Below are 24990 nucleotides of genomic sequence, written 5' to 3' on the forward strand. Positions count from 1 at the left end.
CGGGGGTGGAAGACATCGTGACACAGCTGGGGCTTTCACGGCATAGGTCAAAGGTAGGGCATGAAAAAGCCCGGCGCGTGCCGGGCTTCGAACGGCATGGTCGCTATCAGTCGGCCAGCGCCGGGTAGTCGGTATAGCCGTGTTCGGCACCACCGTAGAAGGTGCTCTGGTCCGGCGTGTTCAGCGCTGCGCCACGGCGGAAGCGCTCGACCAGATCCGGGTTGGCGATGAAAGGCCGGCCGTAGCCGATCGCATCGGCAGTGCCACCTGCAAGGCGGGCTTCACCGGATTCGGCGCTGTAACCGCCGCAAGTGATGATCGCGCCGTTGTACGCCTTGCGCAGTGCCGCACGGAAGGAATCGGACAGTGCCTCGCCACCCATCCAGTCGGGTTCGGCGATGTGCAGATAGGCGAGGCCGCGCTGGGCGAACTCGGCGGCCAGATAGACCGCCATCGGCTCGGATTCGGCATCGTCGATGTCGTGGCCGATGAAGTTCGGTGACAGCCGCACGCCGACGTGGTCGGCACCGATTTCGGCGATGGTCGCGTCGATCACTTCAAGCAACAGCCGCGCGCGGTTTTCCAGGCTGCCGCCATACGCGTCGGTGCGCTGGTTGCTGTTGGTCGATAGAAACTGCTGTAGCAGATAGCCGTTGGCCGAGTGGATTTCGACAAAATCGAAACCGGCACGCTTGGCGCGCGCGGCGGCCGCGGCGTAGGCGGCGACGATGCCCGGCAGTTCGGCGAGATCGAGTGCACGCGGCGTGTCGGTCTGCACATTGGCCGGCGTGCCGTCTTCCTGCACGACGAAGCTCTTGGCGCCTTCGGCACGGATTGCCGACGGCGCGACCGGTGCCTGGCCGTCTTGCTGCAGCAGCCGGTGCGAGATCCGGCCGACGTGCCACAGCTGCAGGGACAGCTTGCCGCCCTTGGCGTGCACGGCGTCGACGACGTCCTTCCAGCCGGCTTCCTGCGCATCGGTGTAAATACCCGGCGTCCATGCATAGCCCTGGCCCTGGCGCGAAATCTGCGTCGCTTCGGTGACGATCAGCCCGGCGCTGGCGCGCTGGGCGTAGTAGGTGGCGTTGAGCGCCGTCGGTACGTCGCCGGGCTGGCCGGCACGCGAGCGCGTCAGCGGCGCCATGACCAGACGGTTGGCGAGCGTGGCGTGGCCGATGGTGACCGGGGTCAGCAGTTTGTCGATGGTCATCATGAACTCCGAATAGATAGAGAAAAAAGCGGTGGCAAAAGCCAGCGAAGCGGTGCTGGCAAGGCGCGCGAAGACAGTACGGCAGCGCAACGCCGCTTCAGGGTTTTGTCACCGCTTTCAGTCGGCGACGCGGACGACGACCTTGCCGAAGTTCCTGCCTTCCAGAAGCCCGATCAGCGCGGCCGGTGCATTGGCCAGCCCGTCGATGACGTCTTCACGGAACTTCACTTTGCCGCTGGCGACCCACGGTGCCATCGCGTCGAAGAATTCCTGATAGCGGTGACCGTAGTCGTGCCAGATGATGAAACCCTGCATCCGGATGCGCTTGGTCAGCAAGGTGCCCAGCAGCAGCGAGGTGCGGTCCGGCCCCGGCGGCAAGGATTCGGCGTTGTAGTGCGAGATCAGTCCGCACACCGGTACGCGGGCGCCGACGTTCAGCCGCGGCAGCACCGCATCGAAGACCTTGCCGCCGACGTTCTCGTAGTACACGTCGATGCCGTCGGGCGTCGCGGCGGCGAGATCGGCCGCGAAGCTCGGGCTGCGATGGTCGACGCAGGCGTCAAACCCGAGTTCGTCGACGACGTATCGGCCCTTGTCGGCACCGCCGGCAATGCCGACGACGCGGGCGCCCTTGAGTTTGGCGACCTGACCGACGACCGAGCCGACCGCGCCGCTGGCCGCGGCAACGACGACGGTTTCGCCGGGTTTGGGGTTGCCGATGTCGAGCAGGCCCATATAGGCGGTGAAGCCGGGCATGCCGAGCACGCCGAGCGCCAGCGACGGCTGCGTCAGTTCCGGGGCCAGCTTCGTCAGGCCTTCGCCGTTCGACAGCGCGTACTCCTGCCAACCGCTGAACGACAGCACCAGATCACCGGGCTTGAAGTCCGCGTGGTTCGATTGCTCGACGCGGCTGACGGTGCCGCCGACCATGGTTTCGCCGATGGCAACCGGCGGTGCGTACGACGGGCCGTCGTTCATCCGGCCGCGCATATACGGATCGAGCGATAGATACAGCGTTTTCAGCAGCAGCTCGCCGGCACCGGGCGCCGGCAGCGTTTCGGTTTCAAGGCGGAAGTTGTCCGGCGTCGGCGCGCCCTTGGGGCGCGAGGCGAGGACAAAACGGTGATTGGTGGTCATGGTGTTCTTCCTGGTGGGAATCAGAGGGCGGCTTCGAGGACCCGGCGGCTGAGCGCCGGGGTGACGTCCTGCTTTTCGCCGAGTGCGGTCATGCCGTGCGCTTCGAGCTGCTTGAGCACGGCGTCGATCGCTTCGGTGCCAAGGCCGTAAGCGGCCAGCGTGGTGCTGACGCCCATGGTCTCGAAGAAGTCGCGGGTTCTGGCGATCGCGGCGTCGATACGCGCGTCGTCGCTGCCGTCCTTGATGCCCCAGACGCGCTCGGCGTACTGCAGCAGCTTGGCGCGCTTGTCGGCGCGGCGGACCTGCAGCATCGCGGGCAGCACGATCGCCAGCGTTTGCGCGTGGTCGAGCCCATACAGCGCGGTGAGTTCGTGGCCGACCAGATGCGTCGCCCAGTCCTGTGGCACGCCGGCGCCGATCAGGCCGTTCAGTGCCATCGTCGCGGCCCACATCAGGTTGGCGCGCACCTGGTAATCGTCCGGCGTCGCCAGCGCCTTCGGGCCGACTTCGATCAGCGTCTGCAGCAGGCTTTCGGCGAAGCGATCCTGCACCGGGGCGTCGGTCGGGTAGGTCAGGTATTGCTCGATGACATGGACGAAGGCGTCGACGGCACCGTTGGCGACTTGCCGCGGTGGCAGGCTGTAGGTCTTGGTCGGATCAAGCACGGCAAACTTCGGGAAGACCAGCTGGCTGTTGAAAGGCAGCTTGGTCTTGGTGGCTTCACGCGTGACCACGGCGCCGTTGTTCATTTCCGAACCGGTCGCCGGCAGCGTCAGCACCGCACCGAGCGGCAGCGCGGTTTTGATCTTGGCGCCGCCGGAGCTGAGGATGTCCCATGCGTCGCCGTCGTACTGTGCGGCGGCGGCGACGAACTTGGTGCCGTCGACGACCGAGCCGCCACCGACGGCAAGCAGGAAGTCGATTTTCTCTGCCTTCACCTGTGCAACGGCCTTCATCAGCGTTTCAAAGCGCGGATTCGGTTCGATGCCGGCGAATTCGAACACCGTATGGCCCTTGAGCGCGGTGATCACTTCGTCATACGTGCCGTTCTTCTTGATGCTGCCGCCGCCGTAGAGCACCAGCACGCGGGCGTTGGCGGGGACGAGGGTGACCAGATCGGCGATGCGGCCTGCACCGAAAACGATGTTCACCGGGTTGTAGAAGTCGAACGATTGCATGGTGTGCTCCGTGAGATTAGACCGGTCGTCTAGTTGTCGGGTCAAAGAAACGGCACTAGTGGTGCCGTCGTCGGGTGTGTGTCAGTCGTGAACGTTCAGCATAGCATGGGTGGCGGTCAGGGCGGTTTGCAAGGCGCTGTCGTCACGGCGGATCTTGGTCAGCAGGCTGGCGCCAAGCCAGAGCTGGTACAGCGTGGCGGCGGTGTGTGCCGGTTCAAGTTCCGCCGGCAGCGAGCCGTCGGCAACGCCGGCTTCGACCAGCTTCGCCAGCCGGGCGACGACGCGATCAGTGCCGCGCTTGATCGTGTCGCGGATCGGTTCGGACAAATCCGAGACTTCGGCCGAGAGCTTGACCACGAGGCACTGTTCCTCGCAGCGGCAGGTGCCTTGCGTCGACAGCCAGCCTTGCCAGTACGCCATCAGCCGCATCTGTCCGCTGCGGCCGTCATCAAGAAACAGCGCGTCGAGCTGCGCCAGATAGTTGTTGAAGTAATGCTCGAACAGCGCGTTGCCGAACTGTTCCTTGGATTTGAAGTAGTGGTAGAACGAGCCCTTGGGGACGCCGGCGGCGGTCAGGATCTCGGTCAGCCCGACTGCGGCAAAGCCCTTGCCGAGGATGATGGCTTCGCCGGTATCGAGAATGTGCTGCTTGGTGTCGGGTTGTTCGTGTTTCATAGACTGCACTCTAATCTAAGTAGACCGGTCGGTCTAGTCTATGATTGCCGCGCTGGCATCGCGCGGACGAACGGCAGTTCAGGAGTCGTGGCCCGCAACGTCGTTTTCGAGCCGGGAGACCGCGGCGAACTCGCTTGCAAGAAAGTCGACCAGCCGTCGGACCGATGGCAGCAGGCCGCGCCGCGACGGGAAGACCGCGTGGGCGACGCCGCTTTGCGGGCGCCATGCCGGCAAGACTTCAAGCAGCCGGCCTTCGAGCAGATCCTGCCTGACCATCATCGTTGGCAACTGGACCACGCCGACGCCCTGCAGCGCCGCGCAGCGCAGCGCGGTCATATCGTCGGTGACGAGGCGGGGCCGGTGGTGCAAGACCGCGCTGGCACCATCGGGGCCGTCGAGCGACCACGTGTGAACGCGGTGCGGCGGGCCGAGATCAAGGCTGGGCAGCATGGTCAGGTCGGCCGGCGCCAGCACTTGCGCGCTGCTGCTCAACAGTATCGGGCTGGCGACGAGACGCTGCGTGCTTTCGCCGAGCACCTTCATCACCAGGTCGCTGTTGTCGAGCGGCGGAAAGCGCACCCGGATCGCGACGTCGATGCCTTCACGGATCACATCGACGCGGCGGTTGGTGCTTTCGAGGTGGAGTTCGACACGCGGACATTCGGCCATGAACTTCGCCAGCATGGCACCGACCAGATACGACAGCAGCGCGGTCGGGCAACTGAGGCGGACGATGCCTTGCGGCTCCGAACGCGTGCGCTCGATCGCCTCCTGCGCCGCCGTCGCTTCGACCAGCATCGCCACGCAGTGCCGGTAGTACTCGTCGCCGACCTCGGTCACCGCAAAGTGGCGCGTCGAGCGGTGGATCAGCCGGACGCCAAGCCGCTCCTCGAGCAGCGCGATCCGCCGGCTCAGCCGCGATTTGGCCATGTTCAGCGCCCGGCCGGCCGGTGCGAAACCGCCGTGGTCGACGACCTGGACAAAGAAATAGAGGTCGTTGAGGTCTTGCATGGCTTCACCCATTCATCGTTCTTGAATTGGAACAATGAGGTGATTTTATCGCGTCTACCGCCGATATCGTTCCAGTCTTATCGTTTAGCCATGACGTTGGGTCCCGATCGGGGCCACGAACTGGAGCAAGACGATGAAAAAGATCACCGGTGTTTACAGCGCGCCGCGGCCGCACTGGGTCGGCGACGGATTCCCGGTTCGCTCGCTGTTTTCGTACGACACGCTCGGCAAGCACCTGAGTCCCTTTCTGCTACTCGACTACGCCGGCCCGGCCGATTTCACCCCGACGACCAGGCAGCGCGGCGTCGGCCAGCATCCGCACCGCGGCTTCGAGACCGTGACCATCGTCTACAGCGGCGAAGTGGCGCACCGCGATTCGGCCGGCAACGGCGGCGTGATCGGTCCGGGAGACGTGCAATGGATGACCGCGGCGTCGGGCATCCTGCACGAGGAGTTCCATTCCGAAGCGTTCAGCCGTGATGGCGGTTTGCTCGAAATGGTGCAGCTGTGGGTCAACCTGCCGGCAAAGGACAAACTGGCCGCGCCCGCGTATCAGGGCATCGTCGACCGCGATATCCCGGCGGTGGCGCTGGCCGATGGCGCCGGCACCTTGCGGGTGATCGCCGGCGAATACGGCGATGGTGCGGGGCATCACAAGGGCCCGGCGCACACGTTCACGCCGATCGACGTCTGGGATCTGCGGCTCGGCGCCGGCAAGGCGACGACACTGAGCATCGCGGCCGGCCGCAATACCGCGCTGGTGGTACTGCGCGGCACGGTCGAGGTCAACGGTAGCGAAATCGTCCGCGAGGCGCAGCTGGTGCTGTTCGATCGCGCCGCCGGCGAGATCGTGCTCGAGGCCAATACCGATGCGGTGCTGCTGTTGCTGAGCGGCGAGCCGATCGACGAACCGATCGTCGGCTACGGGCCCTTCGTCATGAACAGCGACGCCGAGATCGCGCAGGCGGTGGCGGATTTCAATAGCGGCCATTTTGGCCGGATGCCTGCCGGCTGATTCTGTCCGGTGATCCGGCACCGTGCGCTCCCGAGCGCGCGCTGTCGGACTGCCGATCATCGCAGGGCGTCCGCGCCCCGACCCTTGCCGACGTTTCGCGCCGGCCAACTGGAGAACCCCATGACCCAACCCTATGTCCGCTTGGACAAAGACCAGGCCGCCGTGCTGCTCGTCGACCACCAGGCCGGCCTGTTGTCGCTGGTCCGCGACATCGATCCGGACAAGTTCAAGAACAACGTCCTGGCGCTGGCCGACCTCGCCAAGTACTTCAAGCTGCCGACCATCCTGACGACGAGCTTCGAAGACGGCCCGAACGGCCCGCTGGTACCGGAGCTCAAGCAGATTTTCGCCGATGCACCATTCATTCCGCGTCCGGGCCAGATCAACGCCTGGGACAACGAAGACTTCGTCAACGCGATCAAGGCAACCGGCAGGAAGCAACTGATCATCGCCGGGGTCGTCACCGAGGTCTGCGTCGCTTTTCCGGCGCTCTCGGCACTCGCTGAAGGCTTCGAGGTCTTTGTCGTCACCGACGCTTCGGGCACCTTCAACGAGGTGACGCGCCATTCGGCGTGGGACAGGATGTCCGCCGCCGGCGCCCATCTGATGACGTGGTTCGGCGTCGCGTGCGAGCTGCACCGCGACTGGCGCAATGACGTCGAAGGCCTCGGCACGCTGTTTTCGAACCACATCCCCGACTACCGCAACCTGATCACCGCCTACACGACGGTGAAAGCGCCGAAGTAAAGGTCGAAGCAAGCGCTGGGCCGGTCTGCGTGATGCAGGTCGGCCCAGCGCTATGGCCGCTTCAGCCCGGGCAGGCCGGCGTCCCATGGCGGCGTGTCGCCCCAGGCCGTGGCGAGATAATCGACGAAGCTGCGCACCTTGGCCGACAGGAAGCGCCGGCTCGGATAGACCGCCCACGCGGTGTAGTCGGGCAGGGCATGGTCGGCCAGCACGCGCACCAGCCGGCCGTCGCGCAGCGCGTCGCCGACCAGAAAGGTCGGCTGGGCGATCAGCCCGGCACCGGCGATCGCCGCTTCGACCAGGACGTCGCCATTGTTGGCGCGCAGGAAGCCGTTGACGTCGATGTTCAGCGGCGGCGTGCCTGCGAATTCCCAGCTCGCACCGCGATCGGTATAGCTGTAGCCGAGGCACTGGTGGCGACCGAGGTCGTGCGGCGTCATCGGCGTGCCGTGGCGGGCGAGGTAGTCGGGTGAGGCGCAGACGACAACGTGGATCGTCGCCAGCTGCCGCGCGATCAGCGTCGAGGCAACCGATTGGCGGCCGATGCGCAAGGCCAGATCAAAGCCTTCGTCGACCAGGTCGACGACGCGATCGTTGACCGCCAGTTCGATGCCGACCTGCGGCTGCAGCTTGCGAAACCGCGGTAGCAGCGGTGCCAGATGGCGGATCGCGAATGAAACCGGCGCGTTGACCCGCAGCAGCCCGCTGGCGATCTGGCTCGCCGAGCTGACCGCAGCCTCCGTTTCTGCCAGCTCGGCCAGCAACGACACGCACTGGGTGTAATAGAGCCGGCCGGCCTCGGTCAGTGACATCGTCCGCGTGGTGCGCTGCAGCAGCCGCACGCCCAGATGTGCTTCGAGTTCGGCCAGCTGGCGTGAAACGGCGGTGGTCGACTGGTCGAGCCGTTCGGCGGCGCGGACGAAACTGCCAGCGTCGACGATGGCGGTAAACACCTGCATGGCGGCAAAGCGGTCGATGATGGTGCTCCGAGGAGTGGCAGGCTAGATTATTGCGAATTTCGGGATTATTAATCACATACTCGCATATTTATCCTGATCCGGTCCGGGACTAAATTGGCAGCACTGAAGCGGCATACGCCGAACCGCCTGCACAGACAGGCTGCCCACACCGACCGGAGACCCATGATGATCGACCAACGTACCGCCCCCTATGCCGCACTGCTGCTGCGCCTTGCTCTCGGCGTGATGTTCCTTGCCCACGGCTTCACCAAGCTGCTGGTCTTCACCTTGCCGGGCACCGCGCAGTTCTTTGCCTCGGTCGGCTTTCCCGGCTGGCTGGCCTACCCGACGACGTTTGCCGAAATCGGCGGCGGTGCCTTGCTGATCCTCGGCGTGATGCCGCGTCTGGTTGCCGTGCCGCTGACGCTGCTGCTCGCCGGTGCATCAACGGTCCACTTCGGCAACGGCTGGTCGTTCAGCAATCCGAACGGCGGCTGGGAATACCCGGTGTTCCTGACCGTGGCTGCGGCCGTGCTGGCGCTGCTCGGCGACGGCAAGCTGGCCCTCGTGAAGAGCCCGGCCAGCAAGTAAATCCACTAACCCGAACCCGGATGGCCGACGGCCGTCCGGTGTCGTGCCAGGAGAATGACGATGACCCGTCTGCCCACTTTCTATGTCTCGCACGGTTCGCCGATGCTGGCGCTCGATCCCGGTCACACCGGCGAGGCGTGGGCCGGCATCGCCCGCCATCTGCCGCCGCCGCGCGCCGTCGTCATGGTTTCGGCACACCACAGTGCGGCGATCACCACGATCGGTTCGGCGCCGACGCACGACACCATCCACGATTTCTACGGTTTTCCGGCTGCGCTGTACCAGCAGCGTTACGACACGCAGGGTGATCCGGCGCTGGCGCAGCAACTGGCGCAAGGGCTGGAGGCCGCCGGCTGGCCGGTGCAGCTTGATCCGCAGCGCGGGCTCGACCACGGTGGCTGGGTGCCGCTGAAATCGTTCTACCCGGCCGCCGATGTGCCGGTCGTACCGCTATCGATCAACCCGCGGCAGGATCCGGCCTGGCATTACCGGCTTGGCCAGCTGCTGGCTACCGTGTTGCCGGACGACGTGTTGCTGATCGCATCGGGCAGCCTGACGCACAATCTGTACGAGTTCGAACCCGGCCACGACGGCGAGCCGCCGCTGCCGTATGTCCAGGCGTTCCAGGACTGGATGCACGCCAAGCTGTCGGCCGCCGACCTCGACGCCTTGCTCGACTACCGCCGTCAGGCGCCCGATGCCGAACGCGCCCATCCGACCGAGGAGCACCTGTTGCCGCTGTATGTCGCACTCGGCGCTGCCGGGCCAGGCATTCGTGCGCTGCGCCATTACGACGGTGTGACCGAACGCATGCTGGCAATGGATGTATACGGTTTCAATCGGTGAAAGCATTTTCCCGCCCGGTACCGGCGGACCTGTCCTGATATCCGGCCGGCGCCCATTGGCGCCGGCTTTGTTTTGGCCGGCGAAAGGGCCGCGGCGTCACGTCGGCTGGCAGGGCGCACAGGCTGATCTGATCACTGCCAATGGCCGGGTAAGCAGTATTTACGCGATTTTCTGGCCGGCGGATGTGGCGTCCATGCGTATTGGCATGCTGATGCTTACCGCATGAACTCATCCACGATTTTATGTTAAGTAACTGATTTTATTATTTAATGTGTTGGTTATGTGCGTCCGGCTCTATGCATCTCATTGGCGCGCCATCCTGAAAACCATAAAACGCTAATATTTTCACCACCCGTTCGGGTGGTATACGCAAATGACATTGTCGCGCCTTGATCTTCGTCAACAACTGCGCGAATCGACATTGTTGGGACATCCCGCCTTCACTATTCTCCGGCCGATGATATGGCGATGTAATTAACACAAAGAACCGGTCGCCATTTTCAAATGCCGTTGTGTTTTCTTACAAAAAACAGGGAATGGAGAGACGCATGAAAACTGGAGCCAATGGCGTAGTACAACGGGCGCTTCGCGCCGGGGCGGCGCTATGAAAATATCGACCAAACTGGTGTTGCTGAATGCCGTCGGTATTGCAACCTTCGCCCTTCTGCTGGCGACGATGTTCTGGCGGGTGTCGTTGGTCAAGGACGATGCTTATGACATTACGAGCAATATCGTGCCGACGCTGGCCACCGTGCCGCAGATCAATCAGGACTTCGCCGAGGCACGGCGTCTGGCGCTGCTGTGGGCTTCGGTTTCGCCGCAGGACAAGAAAGCCGCCAGGGAAGACCTGCTGGCGGCGCGGGCGCGTCTGGCCAAGTCTTTGCAGAACTACGACAAGGCGATCGAACTCGATGCGCCGGACATCAAGGAGCGCGACCGGCAGCGGTTCAAGGTGGTGATGGAAGTGCAGGCCAAATGGGTGTCGCTGACCGACCAGCTGCTGACCCTGGAAGGGAATGACGTACAGATCGATTTCGTCCGCAAGGTGACGTCGCCGGTGGCCGACAAGGTTTTTGCCGCTATCTCCGATCTGGTTCAGTTCAACGTCGATCTGGGCAACCGGCGCAGCACCGAAGTCGCTGCGGACATCCGGGCGCTCTACACCACGGTGATCACGATCGGCATCGCCGGCTGTGTGGCGTTGCTGGTGATCGGCTATGTGATTTCGCGCAGCATTTCGAATTCGCTGAATCGGCTGCAGCGTGAAACGACGGAAATCGGCAGTACGCTCGATTTCTCCCGGCGCTTTGCTGCCGGTTCAAGGGACGAAATCGGTGCAACGGCGACGATACTCAACAAGCTGTTGACCATCGTTCAGCAGAGTCTGGGCACGATTGCCGGGGTCAGCCACAACGTCGGCCTGCGTGCCTCGGAACTGGCGACCAATACCCGGGAGCTGTCGTCCGCCAACGAAATGGTCAGCAGCTCGTCGTCGGCGATGGCGGCGGCGGTCGAGGAAGTTACCGTCAGCATTGCCCATGTGGCCGAACGCTCGCAGGAGACGCGCGTGCTGGCGCAGCAGGCCGGCGATCTGGCCGCAACCGGCGGCATGGCGATCACCGACGCGATCCGCAAGGTCGACCGGATTGCCGAGCGCGCCAATATGACGGCGCAGCAGGTCGAGTCGCTGTCGCAAAAAGCCGTGAACATCAGCACCGTGGTCACGGCGATCAAGGAAATTGCCGAGCAGACCAATCTGCTGGCGCTGAACGCGGCCATCGAGGCGGCGAGGGCGGGGGATGTCGGGCGTGGCTTTGCCGTGGTCGCCGACGAGGTGCGCAAGCTGGCCGAACGGACGGCGGTGTCGACGCAGGAGATCGCCCGGACCATCGAACAGATTCAGGACGAGGCGCAGCACACGGTCACCGCGATCCGGCTTACCGTGGAAGAAGTCGCCGCCGGCGTGAGCCATGTGACGTCGGCCGGCGAAGTGGTGGCGCAGATCAAGGACAGCGCGCAAGCGGTGCTGTCGAGCGTCAATGACATCTCGGATGCGATGCGTGAGCAGAGCATGGCGAGCAACAGCATGGCGCAGGAAATCGAGAAGGTCGCCCAGATGACCGAAGAGACCAGCGCCAATGCGCAAGGCACGGCGGAAGTCGGCGGACAACTGCACGACTACAGCCAGGAATTGCTGGGCGTGGTGGCGCGTTACAAGGTCTGACATGGCGCCGGGCGCAATCGCGTCCGGGGTGTGACTGGAGATGACAGATGCTGGCTACCGCCCCTCCGCCGGCCCGAACCGGCCTGATTCCACGGCCGGCGTTGATGGCAACGCTTGCTGCAACGTTGTCGTCCTGCCGGGTGCTGGTGCTGCATGCGCCGGCCGGCTTCGGCAAAAGCTGCGCCTTGCTGCAGCTGTACCACGCGCTCGGCCCCGAGCAGTGCCAGTGGCTGGCGCTGGAGCCGGGCGACCGGCGTCCGGCGCACGCTACGCGATCGGTGCTGGCGCAGATCGGCGGACACGCCGACCGGCCCTTGCTGCTGTTCGTCGATGCGCTCGAACGCTTGCCGGCGGCCTGTGAGGGGCGGTGGCTGCGGGCGGTGCTGGATGTGTTGCCGCCGTCGGTCACGCTGGTGCTGGCGACCCGCTGCTTCACGCCGCATGCGCTGGAACATCTGCGCATGGCCGGTGCGCTGGTCGAGGTCGGCCCGTCAACGCTGAGGATGGGCTGGGACGAGGTCATGCAGTTGTGCAGGGGGGCGCCGATGCCCAGCCATGCCGAAATCTCGCGCTGGGAACGGGCAACGGGCGGCTGGCCGGCCATCCTCGCCTTGCTGCGGCTAAGCCTGGATGCGGGCGAGGCGAGCGCGGGCGATGTGCTGAACTCGGCCGTCTTCCACCGGCGTGTCGGCCGCTATCTGGACGACGAGGTGCTGGCCTCCGGCAGTGACGACGACCGTCGGCTGCTTGCCGGCATTGCGCCGCTGGGCGATGCGTCGGCGCCGCTGTGCGATGCGCTGTACGGGCGCGACGACAGCACGTTGCGGCTGGCACAACTGGTGCAGCACGGTCTGCCGGTCGACGCACTGGGCGATGCGCGCTACCGCGTTCATCCGGTACTGGTGGCGTATGCGCCCGCGCTGACCCACGCGCAGCCGCTGCCGGCACTGGTGCAATGGCGACGGCGCGCGGCCGACTGGTTCATTGCGCAGGGCGAGGTCGAGGCGGCTGTCGGGCAACTGCTGGCGGCGCAGGCCTGGGACGAAGTCATGCATTACTTGCCGGCGCTGGCGCAAAGCCTGCTGTTTCGCGCGCATTTCCAGCAAGTGGTCGACTGGTGCGAGGCATTGCCGCCCGCTCGGCTGCGCGCTGACATCGGCCTGAGTGTCACTTATGTCTGGGGTCTGTTTTTTGGCGGCGCGGCGCAACGGGCGCTGCACGTCTTGAGTGAAATGAAAACGAATATGCGTGGCATGTGTGATCCGCTCGTCGAGCAAACCATCAATCTGCAGGAACTGGTCCTGACCGAATACCTGCAGCCCGACTACACCGTCATCCTGCAGGGCATCGGGGCGCTGATGCCGATGCTCGAAAGCGTCGGTGACATGAACCGTGGTCGCATCTACAACCTTTTGGCGATGATCCAGATCAGTCAGGGGGAACTGGCCGAGGCCGCTACCTCGGTAGTGCAGGCCAAGCGCATCCACCGGGAAGTCGGCAATCAGCAGGGACTTTTTACGTCGCATTTCCTCGAAGCAGCCATGCTGGCCAGTGGCGGCGATCTGCAGCAGGCGCTGGACGTGCTCGGCAACGCCGACGACATGCTCCGGCAGCGCGATGCACGGACGCTGGCCGGCAGCATGCATGTGTTCTGTGTCGGCTACCGGTTGCAACTGATGTACGAACTGGGCCAGTACGGCCTGGCGCGTGACTGGCTGGACCGTTATCAACGGCTGCAAAAAGGCTCGCCGTCGGTGCTGTCGACGTTGCTGGCCGGCCTGATCGACGCGCGTCTGACGCTGTTCGACAAGGGGGCGGGGCCGGCCTTGCTGGTGCTCGAGCGACTGGCCGACCGGTTCGGGCAAGACCGCGCCGTGCAGCGGCGGATCGGTTTCGAGATGGCCCGCATTGCCATCGTGACGCAGGACGCGTTGCGGCTGCGTGCCTTCGTCGCCGATCTGCTCGACGATGCCGACTGGCCCGACACGCCGGTGTTCGTCCACCCGAGCGAGGAGCTCGAAGGCGCCGGCGTCGAAGTGCTGCGGTTGATGCTGCATGCCGGCGAGCAATACCGGGCGAGGGCGATGCAGCGGCTTGAGCTGCTGCTGGCGGACACGGCGCTGATCGGCCGGTCCTGGCGGCGGATGAAGCTGTTGCTGCTGCTGGCGGTCGGGCATTTGTGTTCGGGGCAGCGGGATCGGGCCATCAACACCTTGCGCGAGGCCTTGCAGCTGGCGGCCGTCAACGGCACGGTCAGCTCCTTCCTCGACGAAGGGGCGGCGTTGATCGCGCTGCTGGCCAGCCTGCGCACGCACGGCGGCATCCTGACCGCGACCGAGCTGGCGCATGCGGACCGGATACTGAGCGCGCGCGGACAGACGTCACCGCCAGTGTCCGGCGTCGCGCTGAGCGAGCGCGAACTGGAAATCCTCCGGCTGGTCGCCGAAGGATTGACCAACGAACAGGTGGCCGAACGGCTCTGCCTGGCGATGCAGACGGTGAAATGGTATCTGAGCGGCATCTACGCCAAGCTCGGCGTCGGCAATCGGGTCGGCGCTGTCGACAAGTGCCGCAGACTGGGCCAGCTTTGATGCCTGTTTCACGCTCAAGTGCCTACGAGGCGAAGCGCCGGCTGCTGCAGGCACTGGTTGGCGTCGTCGCGATGGTGGCGATCAACGTGGCGCTGTACCGGTTTGCGCAGCACAGCGTACAGCAGGAGCTGACCGGCGTCGCGACGGCCTTGTCACAGCGGGTGAGTGTCGCGCTGGCCCAGTCGCGTGCGCTGGCCGACGGGGTGCACCAGCGATGGCTGGAGCGCTTGCCGCAGGCGGCGCCGTGTGACGCCGAGTTTACGAAAGCGCTCGGCAACCTGGCTGATCGCATGCCCTATGTCAAAGGGGTCAATGTGCTGGATGGTGCCGCGCTGGTTTGCACGTCGTTGCCGGGGACGGCGCAGGCCCAGGTCGACGGCATGCTGGGCCAGCTGCTGGCCGGCGACGATTTCCTGGGGGCTTCTCCGCTGAATCTCGGCAGCCCGGGGCTGCTGGCGTTTTATCCGTATGCCGACGGCCACAACGTGCTGAGCGTCATGCAGGCCGAGTACTTCTTCGACCTGTTGCGCGCGCAGGATCCGGCGCGTTACCGGCAGGTCGTGCTGCGGATCAGGGGCACTTATCTGCGGTCCGATCTGCAGGATGGCACGCATCTGCCGCCTTTCTACAACGCCTGGATCAGCGTGCCGGTTCCCGGCAACGCGCAGGTCTACGTCGAAGCGGGCGACACCTTGTGGTGGCTGTACATCCGCGACAGTGTCGTGACGTGGAACGTGATCGCGATCGGCGCCTTGTGGCTGCTGTTCGGATTGTCGCGTCGTTTCACCAGCCAGGCGCGCGCTTTCAATCGCGCGCTGCGCAAGGCCGTGGCGGGGAAGGTCATCGTGCCGTACTACCAGCCGCTGTTCGACTTGCCGGCACAGACGCTGGCCGGGGTCGAGGTGCTGGCGCGCTGGCCATTGCAGGACGGCAGCTTCGTGCCGCCCGATCTCTTCATTGCGCAGGCGGAGGCCAACGGCATGATCACCGCGCTGACCCGTTCGCTGATTGCGCAAGTGCTGGCCGATCTGCCGGCATTGGCGCTGCCGCCCGGAACCCGGGTGGCGCTGAATCTGCCGCACGAGGCGCTCGACGACGAAGTGCTGTTCGCCAGCGTCGAGGGCTGGGGACGGATATTGCAGGAGCACGGTCTGCAGCCGGTGATCGAAGTGACCGAACGCGGCTTTGTCGCGATTTCGCAAACCGAGCGGGTCAATGCCGTGTTTGGCCGCCTGCGTGACGGCGGCATCCAGATCGCGCTTGACGACTTCGGCGCCGAATACAGCTCACTCGGCTATCTGCATCGGTTTCACTTCGACTACGTGAAGATCGACGGGCTGTTTCTCGACGGGGTCGGCAAGAGTCGCGAAGTCGAGAGCGTGCTCGATGGCGTGCTCGGCATGGCGTCGAGCCTCGACCTGAAGGTCGTGGTCGAGAAGGTCGAGACGCCGGTTCAGCTGGCGTATCTGAACCAGCGCAAGGTCAGCACCGCGCAGGGGTATTACTTCGGCAGGCCGGTGTCGATCAGCGCCTGGCAGCAACAGGCCAGGCACTGCGCGGTGTGCCGCAACGCCTGCAATCTCAGTGTTTCGGCGTGCGAGGAGCTGCAGCGCGTGAATGAAATCGCGCTGCCATGCGCACGCTGATCCCCGACATCTGCCGGCCGGCTCAGTCCGCTTCGCCTGAAACCTGCAGCACGATCTTGCCGCGTGCGTGGCCGGTTTCGCTATGCTCGTGCGCTTCACGCGCGGCGTCGAGCGGGTAGACGTCGTCGATGACGACGGTGACGATGCCGGCGTCGATCAGGCGGGCGAGTTCGGCCAAACGGGGGCCGTCGGGCCGGACGACCACCAGTGCGCCGCGCGCCCGGTGCTGCTGCGCGGTTTCCACATCCGGCTCCGACACGACCGATACCAGTACGCCGCCGGGTTTGAGGCAGGCCCACGAACGATCCTGCGTGTCGCCGCCGATGGTGTCGAACACGACGTCGACGTCCGGCGCGCGGACGATGAAGTTCTCGCGGGTGTAATCGACGACATCGTCGGCGCCGAGCAGCCGCAGCAAGGCGAAGTTTTCGGTCGACGCGGTCGCGATCACGTGCGCGCCGGCGTGCTTGGCCAGCTGGATGCCGAAACCGCCGACGCCGCCCGCACCGGCATGAATCAGCACGCGCTGGCCGGCTTGCAGGCCGGCCTCGTCGAACAGCGCCTTCCAGGCCGTCAACGCTGACACCGGTACGCCAGCAGCCTCGACGAACGACACGGTCGGCGGCTTGTGCGCCGCGTCGCTGGCGCGCATCACCACGTATTCGGCGTAGCAGCCGTTACGCGAGACGTCGGGGAGGGCGTAGATGGCGTCGCCGGGCTTGAAGTCGGTGACCGAGGCACCGACGGCCTCGACGACGCCGGCGACATCCCAGCCCAGCGTCAGCGGCAGTGTGTGCGCCAGACGGTCGGCGAGCCGGCCTTCGCGGATTTTCCAGTCGGCCGGGTTGACGCCGGCGGCCTTGACCCGGACCAGCAGTTCATCGTCGCCGGCGACGGGGACCGGCACGTCGTCGAGTTGCAGGACTTCCGGACCGCCGTAGCGGTGGATGCGGATGGCCTTCACATCGTTCTCCTGTTCTGAGCGGGATACTGCGGGGTCCGGTGAGTCTAGTGCACCAATCAGGTGCCTGCGCTCAAGGCCTTGCTGGCGATTTCGAAGGTGTCGCCGGACAGGCCCGGTTCGCGGGTGATGCGTTCGAGCTCGGCGCGCATCAGCGCCCGGCGCACCGGTTCCAGCCGGGTCCAGCGGTTGAAGCACGAGGCCATGCGGGCGGCGATCTGCGGGTTGAGTTTGTCGAGTTCGATGATGCGGTCGGCGGCGAAGGCGTAGCCGTAACCGTCGAGCGCGTGGAAGTGTTGCAGGTTCTGCTGGCAGAACGCGCCGATCAGCGCGCGGACCTTGTTCGGGTTCTTGATCGAGAACGCCGGGTGGCTCATCAAGGCCTGGACTTGCGACTGCGCGCCCGGGCGGCGGCTGGTCGCCTGCAGGGCAAACCATTTGTCCAGCACCAGCGGATCGTCCTGCCAGACGTTGCCGAAGTCGGCGACATAGGGCTCGCCGTCGTCGCGCTGCGCCAGCGCCTTCAGCGCGGCGAGCCGGTCGGTCATGTTGTCGGCGTGGCGGTACTGGTTGGCGAGCAGCTCGGCGGTCAGCGGTTCGTCGAGTTCGGCCAGATAGTCGAGGCAGACGTTTTTCAGCGCGCGATCGGCAACGGCGACGCCGTCGTAGCGGTAGGGCGCGCCGTCGTTGAGCTGCTGGAAGAGCGTCAGGAATTGCGGACGCAGGCTGCGTGCCAGCGCCTCCTTCAAGCCCTGGCGAACGGCACACAGCTTTTGCGGGTCGACGTCCGACAGCGCCTCGAACAGCGCGGCCTCGCTCGGCAGCGTCAGCATCAGCGCGGCCAGCGCCGGGTCGAGCCGTGGGTTGCTCAGTGCCGCGGCCATCGCTGCGACGAATTTTTCCGGCGCCGGCGTATCGGTTTCGCCATCGCGGTAGCGTTGCAGCAGCAGCTGCGTCGCGTACTGGTTGGCCGCTTCCCAGCGTGCGAAGGCGTCGTTGTCGTGCGCCATCAGGAACACGAGGTCGTCGTCGCTGTACGGATAGCGGAGCTTCACCGGCGCCGAGAAGTCACGCAGCAGCGACGGTACCGGGTGGCAGGGGACATCCACGAAGGTGAACGTCTGCGTCGGCTCGCGCAAGGCGAGCACGCGGCTCGTGCCCGCTGCGGCGATTTCACCGGCCAGCTGCAGCGGCAGTTCCTGGCCGCGGCGATCCAGCAGACCCAGTGCCAGCGGAATGTGGAACGGCTGTTTGACGTCCTGGCCCGGCGTCGGCGGGCACGATTGCGTCACCGTCAGCGTGTACGTTTGCGCCTGGTCGTCGTAGACGCCTTCGACGTCGAGCACCGGCGTGCCGGCCTGGCTGTACCAGCGGCCGAACTGTTCGAGGTCGACGCCGTTGGCGTCGGCCATTGCGGCGCGGAAATCATCGCAACTGACGGCCTGACCGTCGTGGCGCTTGAAGTACAGATCCATGCCCTTGCGGAAACCGTCGGTGCCGAGCAGCGTCGCGTACATCCGCACGACCTCGGACCCCTTCTCGTACACGGTCCAGGTGTAGAAATTGTTGATTTCCTGATACTCGTCCGGGCGGACCGGATGCGCCTGTGGGCCGGCATCCTCGGCAAACTGGTATTCACGCAAGCCGCGGACGTTCTGGATCCGCTGCACCGCGCGGCTGCCGAGGTCGCTGGAAAATTCCTGGTCGCGATACACGGTCAGGCCTTCCTTCAGCGACAGCTGGAACCAGTCGCGGCAGGTCACGCGGTTGCCGGTCCAGTTGTGGAAGTATTCGTGGGCGACGACCGATTCGATGCCGTCGAAGTCGGCATCGGTTGCGGTTTCCGGTTTGGCCAGCACGAATTTGCTGTTGAAGACGTTCAGGCCCTTGTTCTCCATCGCGCCCATATTGAAATCGTTGGTTGCGACGATCATGTAGGCGTCAAGGTCATACTCGAGGCCGAAGCGCTGCTCGTCCCACGCCATCGCCTTCTGCGCTGCCTCGAGCGCGTGGTGGCAGCGGTCGGCGTTGCCCGGTTCGACGTAGATTTCGATCGCGACATTGCGGCCCGACGGCGTGGTGTGCTGGCCGCTGACCAAGACAAAACGCCCGGCGACCAGCGCGAACAGATAGGCCGGTTTCTTGAACGGATCGACCCATTTGACCCAGTGGCGGTTGCGGTCGAGCGTGCCTTCGCCGACGCGGTTGCCGTTCGACAACAACACCGGGTATTTGGTCTTGTCGGCGATGATGGTCGTGGTGAACTTGGCCATCACGTCCGGGCGGTCGAGGTAGAAGGTGATGCGCCGGAAGCCCTCGGCCTCGCACTGGGTGATGAAATTGCCGCTCGACTGGTACAGGCCCGACAGCGCGGTATTCGCCTGCGGATTGATCCTGGTGACGATTTCGAGAATGGCCGTGTCGGGCATCGCCGGGATCGTCAGCGCGGTCTCGCTCAGGGTGTAGTCGGCCGCGGTCAGCGGCGTGCCGTCGAGCTTGATGGCTTCGAGTTCGAGCGCCTCGCCGTCGAGCACCAGCGGCGCGTCGGCCGGGGTGCCGGCGTTGCGCTGCAGGACGAGCCGGCTGGTGACGCGCGTCGCGGTGTCGTCGAGCTCGAAGCTCAGGTCGACGCGATCGATCAGGTAGGCGGGGGCGGTGTAGTCGAGACGACGGATGGCTTGGCGCGGCAGGGACATGGCGGGCGTTCTTCTTGAATGATTTAGTACATGTGGCGTCAGCTTACCGCCGGGATCGGGGACTCACAATTGCAGCAATGCCGGATGCGGCGAATCCTGGGTGAACGTCGCGGTTTGAGGCTGACCGGATGCGGGCAGTTCCGTGCCGCTAGCCACTTATATAGCCAAATCATTGCAACTTATAAAAACTCAGTAATTCAGCTCATATGCCAGCAACTGGTATAGTTCCTGCCTCATGGGCGCGTGCGCGTATATGTTATTTCTGCACTTTCGCACCGCTCGTACTCCTTTCGCCGCCTTAGGATTGCGATGTACGTTTACGACGAACTCGACCAGAAAATCGTGGATCAGCGCGTTGCGCAGTTCCGTGATCAGACGCGCCGCTACCTCGCGGGCGAGCTGACCGAAGATGAATTCCGTCCGCTGCGCCTGCAGAATGGCCTTTACATCCAGCGCCATGCGCCGATGCTGCGCGTCGCCGTGCCCTACGGCGAACTGGCCAGCCGCCAGGTGCGCGTGCTCGCGAAGATCGCCCGGACCTATGACCGCGACTACGGCCACTTCACCACGCGCCAGAACATCCAGTACAACTGGCCCAAGCTTGAAGACGTGCCGCAGATCCTCGCCGATCTGGCGACGGTGCAGATGCACGCCATCCAGACCTCGGGCAACTGTATCCGCAACACCACGACCGACCAGTTTGCCGGCGTCGCTCACGACGAGATCGTCGATCCGCGCCCGTGGTGTGAAATCATCCGCGAGTGGAGCACCTTCCATCCGGAATTCGCCCACCTGCCGCGCAAGTTCAAGATCGCCGTCAACGGTGCCGTCGACGACCGCGCCGCGATCCTGGTCCACGATATCGGCATCAACGTGATCAAGAACGAAGCCGGCGAAATCGGCTTCCAGATCTACGTCGGCGGTGGCCTTGGCCGCACGCCGATCATCGGCGCCCTGATCAAGCCGTGGCTCGAGCCGGTGCACCTGCTGTCGTATCTGGATGCCGTGCTGCGCGTGTACAACCGCTACGGCCGCCGCGACAACAAGTACAAGGCGCGCATCAAGATCCTCGTCAAGGCGATGACGCCCGAAGCGTTCGGCGCCAAGGTCGAGCAGGAATGGGTGCATCTGAAAGATGGCCCGATGACGTTGACGCAGTCCGAAATCGACCGCGTGTCGAAGTTTTTCACCGCGCCGGCCTACGAGTCGTTCGCCGGTGACGACGCCGGCTTCGTCGCCGCGCGCCAGGACAACAAGGGCTTCGGCCGCTGGGTCGAGCGCAATGTGTTCGCGCACAAGCAGCCCGGCTACGCCTGTGTGACCTTGTCGCTGAAGCACCCGGGCGTCGCGCCCGGCGATGTCAGCGGCGACCAGCTCGACGCGATTGCCGATCTGGCCGACAAGTACTCGCTGGGCGAATTGCGCGCCAGCCACGAGCAGAACCTGATCCTGCCGTACGTGAAGCAGGCCGACCTCGTGGCGCTGTGGGACGAACTGAAGGCGCTGAAGCTGGCATCGCCGACCGTCGGTTTGTTGACCGACGTCGTCTGCTGCCCGGGCGGCGATTTCTGCTCGCTCGCCAATGCCAAGTCGATTCCGATCGCGCTGGCGATCCAGGATCGCTTCGACAATCTCGACTATCTGTACGACCTCGGCGAAATCGATCTGAACATGTCGGGCTGCATGAACGCCTGTGGTCATCACCACGTCGGCAACATCGGCATCCTCGGCGTCGACAAGAACGGTTCCGAGTGGTACCAGGTGTCGCTTGGCGGCCGTCAGGGCGTCAGTGCCAGCATCGGCAAGGTCATCGGCCCGTCGTTCGCACAGGACGAAATGCCCGAGGTGATCGAGAAGATCATCAATGTCTTCGTCGCTGCGCGCGAAGGCGAAGAGCCGTTTATCGACGTGTTCGACCGGATCGGCATGGAGCCGTTCAAGACCAAGGTCTACGCCGGCAAGCCGAATGTCCGCGCACCGAAGGAGGTCGCCGATGCCTAAGCTGATCCTTGACCGACAGATTGTTGACGACAGCGCGACTTTGCTGCGCAACAGCGACGACGGCGCCTTTGCTGCCGTGCCGGTCAGCGGCACCGTGATCGTGCCGTTGGCGCAGTATCTGGCGCAGAAGACCGAACTGAGCGCGCGTGGTGACGTCGGCGTCTGGTTTGCCGCCAGTGACGAGCCGGAATCGCTCGGTGCCGATGCGGCCAGCCTGTCGCTGATCGCTGTCGAATTCCCGGCGTTTACCGACGGCCGCGGCTTCTCGACCGGCCGCTTGCTGCGCGAGCGCTACGGTTTCAAGGGCGAGTTGCGTGCGTTTGGTGACGTGTTCAAGGACACGCTGAATTACCTGACCCGCTGCGGCTTCAATGCCTTCGTGATTCGTGACGACAAGGACATCGCCGAGGCGCTGAAGGGGCTAGACGACTTCACCGAGTCGTATCAGAGCAGCGTGGCGCAACCGATGCCCTTGTTCCGCCGCCGCCAGACGGGCTGAACGGACGCGTATCGCATAAGGGCGCACCTCGGTGCGCCTTTTTTCTTTGCCGGGTTGTGGGAACAACTTGATGCCGTTGCCATCTGAAACTGTTGCTAGACGTTTGCGATGACATTTCGTTGCATATCGCAACCGTGCAGATTACATTCAGATTATTGCCGCCGTTGGAGAGCCGGATATGAAACAGGATAAGGACGCGCGCCAGCTCCGGGAGTTGGTCTACCGCTTCATGGCTGAAGAACGTGACCAGCTTGCCGAACTCAAGCTGAGACCGCACAGCCGCATTGTCGAAATGATGTACCGCTATGGCCCGATGACCCAGTCGACGCTGGGGCGGTTGCTCAACTTCGAGAAAAGCTGGATCAGCCGCATGGTCGACCAACTGGTCGAAACGGGCTGGGTCGAGCGCACGCCGAACCCGCAGGACCGGCGCAGCAATATCCTCGTGCTGACCGAGGCCGGCGAGGTGCATGCACGCCAGATCGGCGCCATGTTCGACGCGCACGCCCGCCAGGTGCTCGACCGCCTGCAGGACGACGGGCAGAGCGACGTCCTGCGCGCCATGGTCCATCTGACTCGGGTGCTGCCGTCACCGTTTGGTAACGCCTAGCCGTGTCAGCTTCGCGTTCAAAGTGGGAATCGATTGCTGCGATGAGCGGCATCTGTCTGGTGATGATGCTGATCGCACTCGATCAGACGGTGGTGGGTACGGCCTTGCCGCGGGTCGTGGCCGAGCTGCAGGGTTATGCGCTGTATCCGTGGGTGGCCTCGGCCTATCTGATGACGAACGCGGTGATGATTGCGATCACCGGTCGGCTTGGCGATCTGTATGGCCGCAAGCCCTTCGTGCTGGTGGCCATTGTGGTGTTCACGCTGGCGTCGGTACTGTGCGGCATGGCGCAGAGCATGCTGCAGCTGGTACTGGCGCGTGCCCTGCAGGGCGTTGGCGGTGGCATGCTCGCCGGCGCCGCGTTTGCCTCGGTCAGCGATCTGTTCCCCGATCCGATGCAAAAAGTGCGCTGGCAGGCGATGCTGTCGGCGTCGTTCGGCATTGCCACGGCGATGGGGCCGGCGCTGGGCGGCTGGCTGACCGAACATCTGGGTTGGCGCAGCGTGTTCTACGTCAATCTGCCGATCGGCCTGCTGGCGCTGCCGGTGGTGTGGCGTTTCCTGCCGCATGTGGTTCACCACGATTCGGATGACCGTACGATCGACTGGCTTGGCGCCGCGCTGCTGGCGGCCGGTTTTTGCGCGATCCTGAACACGACCGAACGCTTCGGTACGATGGGCCTCGCCAATCCTTGGCTTTGGACGATGATCGCCGGCACCGTGCTGATCTGCTGGCTGTTCGTGCGCCATCAGTTGCGCAGTCGCGCGCCGATCATTCCGCCGCGCTTGTTCGCTGAAAAAGCGGTGCGACAGCTGTGCGCGCTCGGCTTCCTTACCGGCCTGGTGATGTTCGTGCTGATTTTCTATGCGCCGCTGCTGCTGCAGGGCGGTTTCGGCCTGTCGCCGAAAACGGCCGGGGTGCTGGTGACGCCGCTGCTGGTCAGCATCACCATCGGCAGCATCATCAACGGCCGGCTGGTGCCGCGTTTGCCGCATCCGGAGAAGCTGATTTCCTGGGGTTTGCTGGTGCTGATGTTCGGCGCTGCGCTGCTGGCCACGCTGAATGACGCCACGCCGCACTGGCTGATGGCGCTGGGCTTCGCGGTTTGCGGTTTGAGCCTTGGATTCCAGTTGCCCAATCTGACGCTGCAGGTACAGTCCGCCGTGGTCCGGGCCGACGTTGGCGTCGCATCGGCGCTGATCCAGATGATGCGGATGCTCGGCAGCATGATCGGTGCCAGCGCCGCTGGACTGGCGGTCGATTTGCGCTACCGCGAGCAGGTCTCCGGTGTATTGGCCGATGTCCATTCCCCCGAAATTACCCACTTGTTCGAGAGCCCGCAGCTGCTGGTGCGGGTGCAGGATCAGGTCCAGCTGGGGCAGTTGGCGGCCAGCCACGGGCTGGATGCCGCAGTATTGCTTGATGGAGCAAGGCAGTCGCTGGTCAGCGGTATTCACCTGGCGTTCTTTGCCTGCATCGTCGTCATCGTGCTCAGTTATTTGGTTGCACGCGGCTTGCCGCCTTTTGTGGTCAAGACCCGGCCGGCGCAGGAGCCGGCACATTGAACGCATCCCGGCACCGGGCTGGGCCGATTTCGCTGCATTTGGCAAGACCAAGTCGATCACGGCGGCCTGATGCAGGGAAACGGTAAGATTCGCAATATGCTTCCTTTGACTTCACTTCTTCGTGTGGCGCCGCTGCTTGTGGCGCTCTTGCTCACCGCCTGCGCCGGCACGCCCGATGCCGGCCCTGCGCCGGCTGGTTTTTATCGCGTCGCCCAGGGGGATACGCTGTGGCGCATTGCCAGCAAGAACGGCCGCAACGTGGCCGAGATCAAGCGCTGGAACAAGCTCGATGGCAACGATATACAGACCGGACAATTGCTGCGGGTGGCGCCGCCGGGTGGATCGCATACCGGTTCATCGACCGGCAGCAAGCCCAGTCCGGCACCGAGCAAGCCGGCAGTCGATATGCAGCTGGCGTGGCCGGTACCGGGGCAGGTGGTCGCGCGCTATAACGGCAGCACGATGAAGGGCGTGGCACTGGCGGTACAGCCGGGCGAACCGGTCAAGGCCGCCGCGGCGGGCAAGGTCGTCTACGTGGGCGGCGGCATCCGCGCCTATGGCAACCTGATCGTGATCAAGCACAACGCCCGGGTGATTACCGTGTATGCCTACAACCGCGATCTGCTGGTCAAGGACGGCGCCAGCGTTCAGGCGGGGCAGGTGATCGCCAGGGCCGGTGGTACGGCCGGTGTACCGAGCGATCGGGTGCATTTCGAGGCTCGCGTCGACGGCAAGGCCGTCGATCCGACGCCCTATCTGCCCTCACGCTGAGATCCTCCGGGAAGGGGCGACTTCCGGTCTCCCATCGCGTTGAAGGGGCTGTTGGTC

Annotated in this window: 20 protein-coding genes; 12 read left to right on the forward strand and 8 right to left on the reverse strand. The window is 64.6% G+C overall.

Going from position 1 to position 24990, the window contains the following annotated elements; translation table 11 throughout:
* Positions 1-106: 106 nt before the first annotated feature.
* The 5 genes from R0382_RS12460 to R0382_RS12480 form a co-directional block, all read right to left on the reverse strand.
* Positions 107-1210, reverse strand: coding sequence for an alkene reductase (locus R0382_RS12460; protein ID WP_432719920.1), 1104 nt, complete (start codon positions 1208-1210; stop codon positions 107-109).
* A gap of 117 nt (positions 1211-1327) precedes the next feature.
* Entirely contained in the window at positions 1328-2347 is a 1020-nt protein-coding gene (locus tag R0382_RS12465; protein ID WP_432719921.1) for an NADP-dependent oxidoreductase, read from the reverse strand.
* 20 nt (positions 2348-2367) lie between these two features.
* Complete coding sequence (locus R0382_RS12470) at positions 2368-3525, reverse strand: iron-containing alcohol dehydrogenase (RefSeq protein ID WP_432719922.1); 1158 nt, start codon at positions 3523-3525, stop codon at positions 2368-2370.
* Positions 3526-3606: 81 nt separating this feature from the next.
* Positions 3607-4200: a TetR/AcrR family transcriptional regulator gene (locus tag R0382_RS12475; protein WP_432719923.1), complete on the reverse strand. Its 594-nt coding sequence runs from the start codon at positions 4198-4200 to the stop codon at positions 3607-3609.
* Positions 4201-4278: 78 nt separating this feature from the next.
* Positions 4279-5223: a LysR family transcriptional regulator gene (locus tag R0382_RS12480; protein WP_432719924.1), complete on the reverse strand. Its 945-nt coding sequence runs from the start codon at positions 5221-5223 to the stop codon at positions 4279-4281.
* Between the two features lie 121 nt (positions 5224-5344).
* On the opposite strand from R0382_RS12480, the gene R0382_RS12485 reads away from it, so the two are divergent.
* A complete protein-coding gene (locus R0382_RS12485; RefSeq protein WP_432719925.1) occupies positions 5345-6226 on the forward strand; it encodes a pirin family protein in 882 nt (293 codons plus the stop codon).
* 120 nt (positions 6227-6346) lie between these two features.
* Positions 6347-6973 (forward strand): isochorismate family cysteine hydrolase YcaC, encoded by a 627-nt coding sequence (ycaC, locus tag R0382_RS12490; RefSeq protein ID WP_432719927.1) that lies wholly within the window; start codon positions 6347-6349, stop codon positions 6971-6973.
* Between the two features lie 50 nt (positions 6974-7023).
* On the opposite strand, the gene R0382_RS12495 is transcribed toward ycaC, so the two are convergent.
* Positions 7024-7932 (reverse strand): LysR family transcriptional regulator, encoded by a 909-nt coding sequence (locus R0382_RS12495; RefSeq protein ID WP_432719928.1) that lies wholly within the window; start codon positions 7930-7932, stop codon positions 7024-7026.
* Between the two features lie 183 nt (positions 7933-8115).
* Here R0382_RS12495 and R0382_RS12500 point away from each other — a divergent pair, with 183 nt between their 5' ends.
* The 5 genes from R0382_RS12500 to R0382_RS12520 all read left to right on the forward strand — a co-directional run bounded on the left by R0382_RS12500 (position 8116) and on the right by R0382_RS12520 (position 15830).
* Entirely contained in the window at positions 8116-8523 is a 408-nt protein-coding gene (locus tag R0382_RS12500; protein WP_308429676.1) for a DoxX family protein, read from the forward strand.
* Positions 8524-8583: 60 nt separating this feature from the next.
* Positions 8584-9369: a dioxygenase family protein gene (locus R0382_RS12505; RefSeq protein WP_432719930.1), complete on the forward strand. Its 786-nt coding sequence runs from the start codon at positions 8584-8586 to the stop codon at positions 9367-9369.
* Between the two features lie 604 nt (positions 9370-9973).
* On the forward strand, positions 9974-11593 hold the full coding sequence (locus R0382_RS12510) for a methyl-accepting chemotaxis protein (protein WP_432719931.1): 1620 nt from the start codon (positions 9974-9976) through the stop codon (positions 11591-11593).
* Between the two features lie 47 nt (positions 11594-11640).
* A complete protein-coding gene (locus R0382_RS12515) occupies positions 11641-14184 on the forward strand; it encodes a LuxR C-terminal-related transcriptional regulator (protein ID WP_432719932.1) in 2544 nt (847 codons plus the stop codon).
* Complete coding sequence (locus tag R0382_RS12520; RefSeq protein ID WP_432719933.1) at positions 14184-15830, forward strand: EAL domain-containing protein; 1647 nt, start codon at positions 14184-14186, stop codon at positions 15828-15830. The genes R0382_RS12515 and R0382_RS12520 overlap by 1 nt, the downstream gene beginning before the upstream one ends.
* Positions 15831-15852: 22 nt before the next feature.
* Here the strand turns inward: R0382_RS12520 and R0382_RS12525 are convergent, their stop codons facing one another.
* Positions 15853-16794: an NADP-dependent oxidoreductase gene (locus tag R0382_RS12525; protein WP_432719934.1), complete on the reverse strand. Its 942-nt coding sequence runs from the start codon at positions 16792-16794 to the stop codon at positions 15853-15855.
* Between the two features lie 56 nt (positions 16795-16850).
* Positions 16851-19487, reverse strand: coding sequence for an aminopeptidase N (gene pepN, locus R0382_RS12530; RefSeq protein ID WP_432719935.1), 2637 nt, complete (start codon positions 19485-19487; stop codon positions 16851-16853).
* A gap of 309 nt (positions 19488-19796) precedes the next feature.
* On the opposite strand from pepN, the gene R0382_RS12535 reads away from it, so the two are divergent.
* The 5 genes from R0382_RS12535 (at position 19797) to R0382_RS12555 (ending at position 24933) form a co-directional block, all read left to right on the forward strand.
* The gene (locus R0382_RS12535) at positions 19797-21488 is read left to right on the forward strand and encodes a nitrite/sulfite reductase (protein ID WP_432719936.1); all 1692 of its coding nucleotides are present in this window, start codon (positions 19797-19799) and stop codon (positions 21486-21488) included.
* Complete coding sequence (locus tag R0382_RS12540) at positions 21481-21987, forward strand: DUF934 domain-containing protein (RefSeq protein WP_432719937.1); 507 nt, start codon at positions 21481-21483, stop codon at positions 21985-21987. Before R0382_RS12535 ends, R0382_RS12540 begins: the two co-directional genes overlap by 8 nt.
* 178 nt (positions 21988-22165) lie before the next feature.
* Positions 22166-22597: a MarR family winged helix-turn-helix transcriptional regulator gene (locus R0382_RS12545; protein ID WP_432719939.1), complete on the forward strand. Its 432-nt coding sequence runs from the start codon at positions 22166-22168 to the stop codon at positions 22595-22597.
* A gap of 41 nt (positions 22598-22638) precedes the next feature.
* A complete protein-coding gene (locus R0382_RS12550; RefSeq protein ID WP_432719940.1) occupies positions 22639-24162 on the forward strand; it encodes an MDR family MFS transporter in 1524 nt (507 codons plus the stop codon).
* Positions 24163-24300: 138 nt separating this feature from the next.
* A complete protein-coding gene (locus R0382_RS12555; protein ID WP_432719942.1) occupies positions 24301-24933 on the forward strand; it encodes a peptidoglycan DD-metalloendopeptidase family protein in 633 nt (210 codons plus the stop codon).
* Positions 24934-24990 lie beyond the last annotated feature (57 nt).

The sequence above is a fragment of the Jeongeupia wiesaeckerbachi genome, from assembly GCF_050916355.1.
Classification (GTDB): domain Bacteria; phylum Pseudomonadota; class Gammaproteobacteria; order Burkholderiales; family Chitinibacteraceae; genus Jeongeupia; species Jeongeupia wiesaeckerbachi.

Bases quoted from the DNA above. Each gene is read 5' to 3' on its own strand.
- R0382_RS12460 (WP_432719920.1), bottom strand. From the start codon at position 1,210: ATGACCATCGACAAACTGCTGACCCCGGTCACCATCGGCCACGCCACG.
- R0382_RS12465 (WP_432719921.1), bottom strand. From the start codon at position 2,347: ATGACCACCAATCACCGTTTTGTCCTCGCCTCGCGCCCCAAGGGCGCG.
- R0382_RS12470 (WP_432719922.1), bottom strand. From the start codon at position 3,525: ATGCAATCGTTCGACTTCTACAACCCGGTGAACATCGTTTTCGGTGCA.
- R0382_RS12475 (WP_432719923.1), bottom strand. From the start codon at position 4,200: ATGAAACACGAACAACCCGACACCAAGCAGCACATTCTCGATACCGGC.
- R0382_RS12480 (WP_432719924.1), bottom strand. From the start codon at position 5,223: ATGGGTGAAGCCATGCAAGACCTCAACGACCTCTATTTCTTTGTCCAG.
- R0382_RS12485 (WP_432719925.1), top strand. From the start codon at position 5,345: ATGAAAAAGATCACCGGTGTTTACAGCGCGCCGCGGCCGCACTGGGTC.
- ycaC (WP_432719927.1), top strand. From the start codon at position 6,347: ATGACCCAACCCTATGTCCGCTTGGACAAAGACCAGGCCGCCGTGCTG.
- R0382_RS12495 (WP_432719928.1), bottom strand. From the start codon at position 7,932: ATGCAGGTGTTTACCGCCATCGTCGACGCTGGCAGTTTCGTCCGCGCC.
- R0382_RS12500 (WP_308429676.1), top strand. From the start codon at position 8,116: ATGATGATCGACCAACGTACCGCCCCCTATGCCGCACTGCTGCTGCGC.
- R0382_RS12505 (WP_432719930.1), top strand. From the start codon at position 8,584: ATGACCCGTCTGCCCACTTTCTATGTCTCGCACGGTTCGCCGATGCTG.
- R0382_RS12510 (WP_432719931.1), top strand. From the start codon at position 9,974: ATGAAAATATCGACCAAACTGGTGTTGCTGAATGCCGTCGGTATTGCA.
- R0382_RS12515 (WP_432719932.1), top strand. From the start codon at position 11,641: ATGCTGGCTACCGCCCCTCCGCCGGCCCGAACCGGCCTGATTCCACGG.
- R0382_RS12520 (WP_432719933.1), top strand. From the start codon at position 14,184: ATGCCTGTTTCACGCTCAAGTGCCTACGAGGCGAAGCGCCGGCTGCTG.
- pepN (WP_432719935.1), bottom strand. From the start codon at position 19,487: ATGTCCCTGCCGCGCCAAGCCATCCGTCGTCTCGACTACACCGCCCCC.
- R0382_RS12535 (WP_432719936.1), top strand. From the start codon at position 19,797: ATGTACGTTTACGACGAACTCGACCAGAAAATCGTGGATCAGCGCGTT.
- R0382_RS12540 (WP_432719937.1), top strand. From the start codon at position 21,481: ATGCCTAAGCTGATCCTTGACCGACAGATTGTTGACGACAGCGCGACT.
- R0382_RS12545 (WP_432719939.1), top strand. From the start codon at position 22,166: ATGAAACAGGATAAGGACGCGCGCCAGCTCCGGGAGTTGGTCTACCGC.
- R0382_RS12550 (WP_432719940.1), top strand. From the start codon at position 22,639: ATGAGCGGCATCTGTCTGGTGATGATGCTGATCGCACTCGATCAGACG.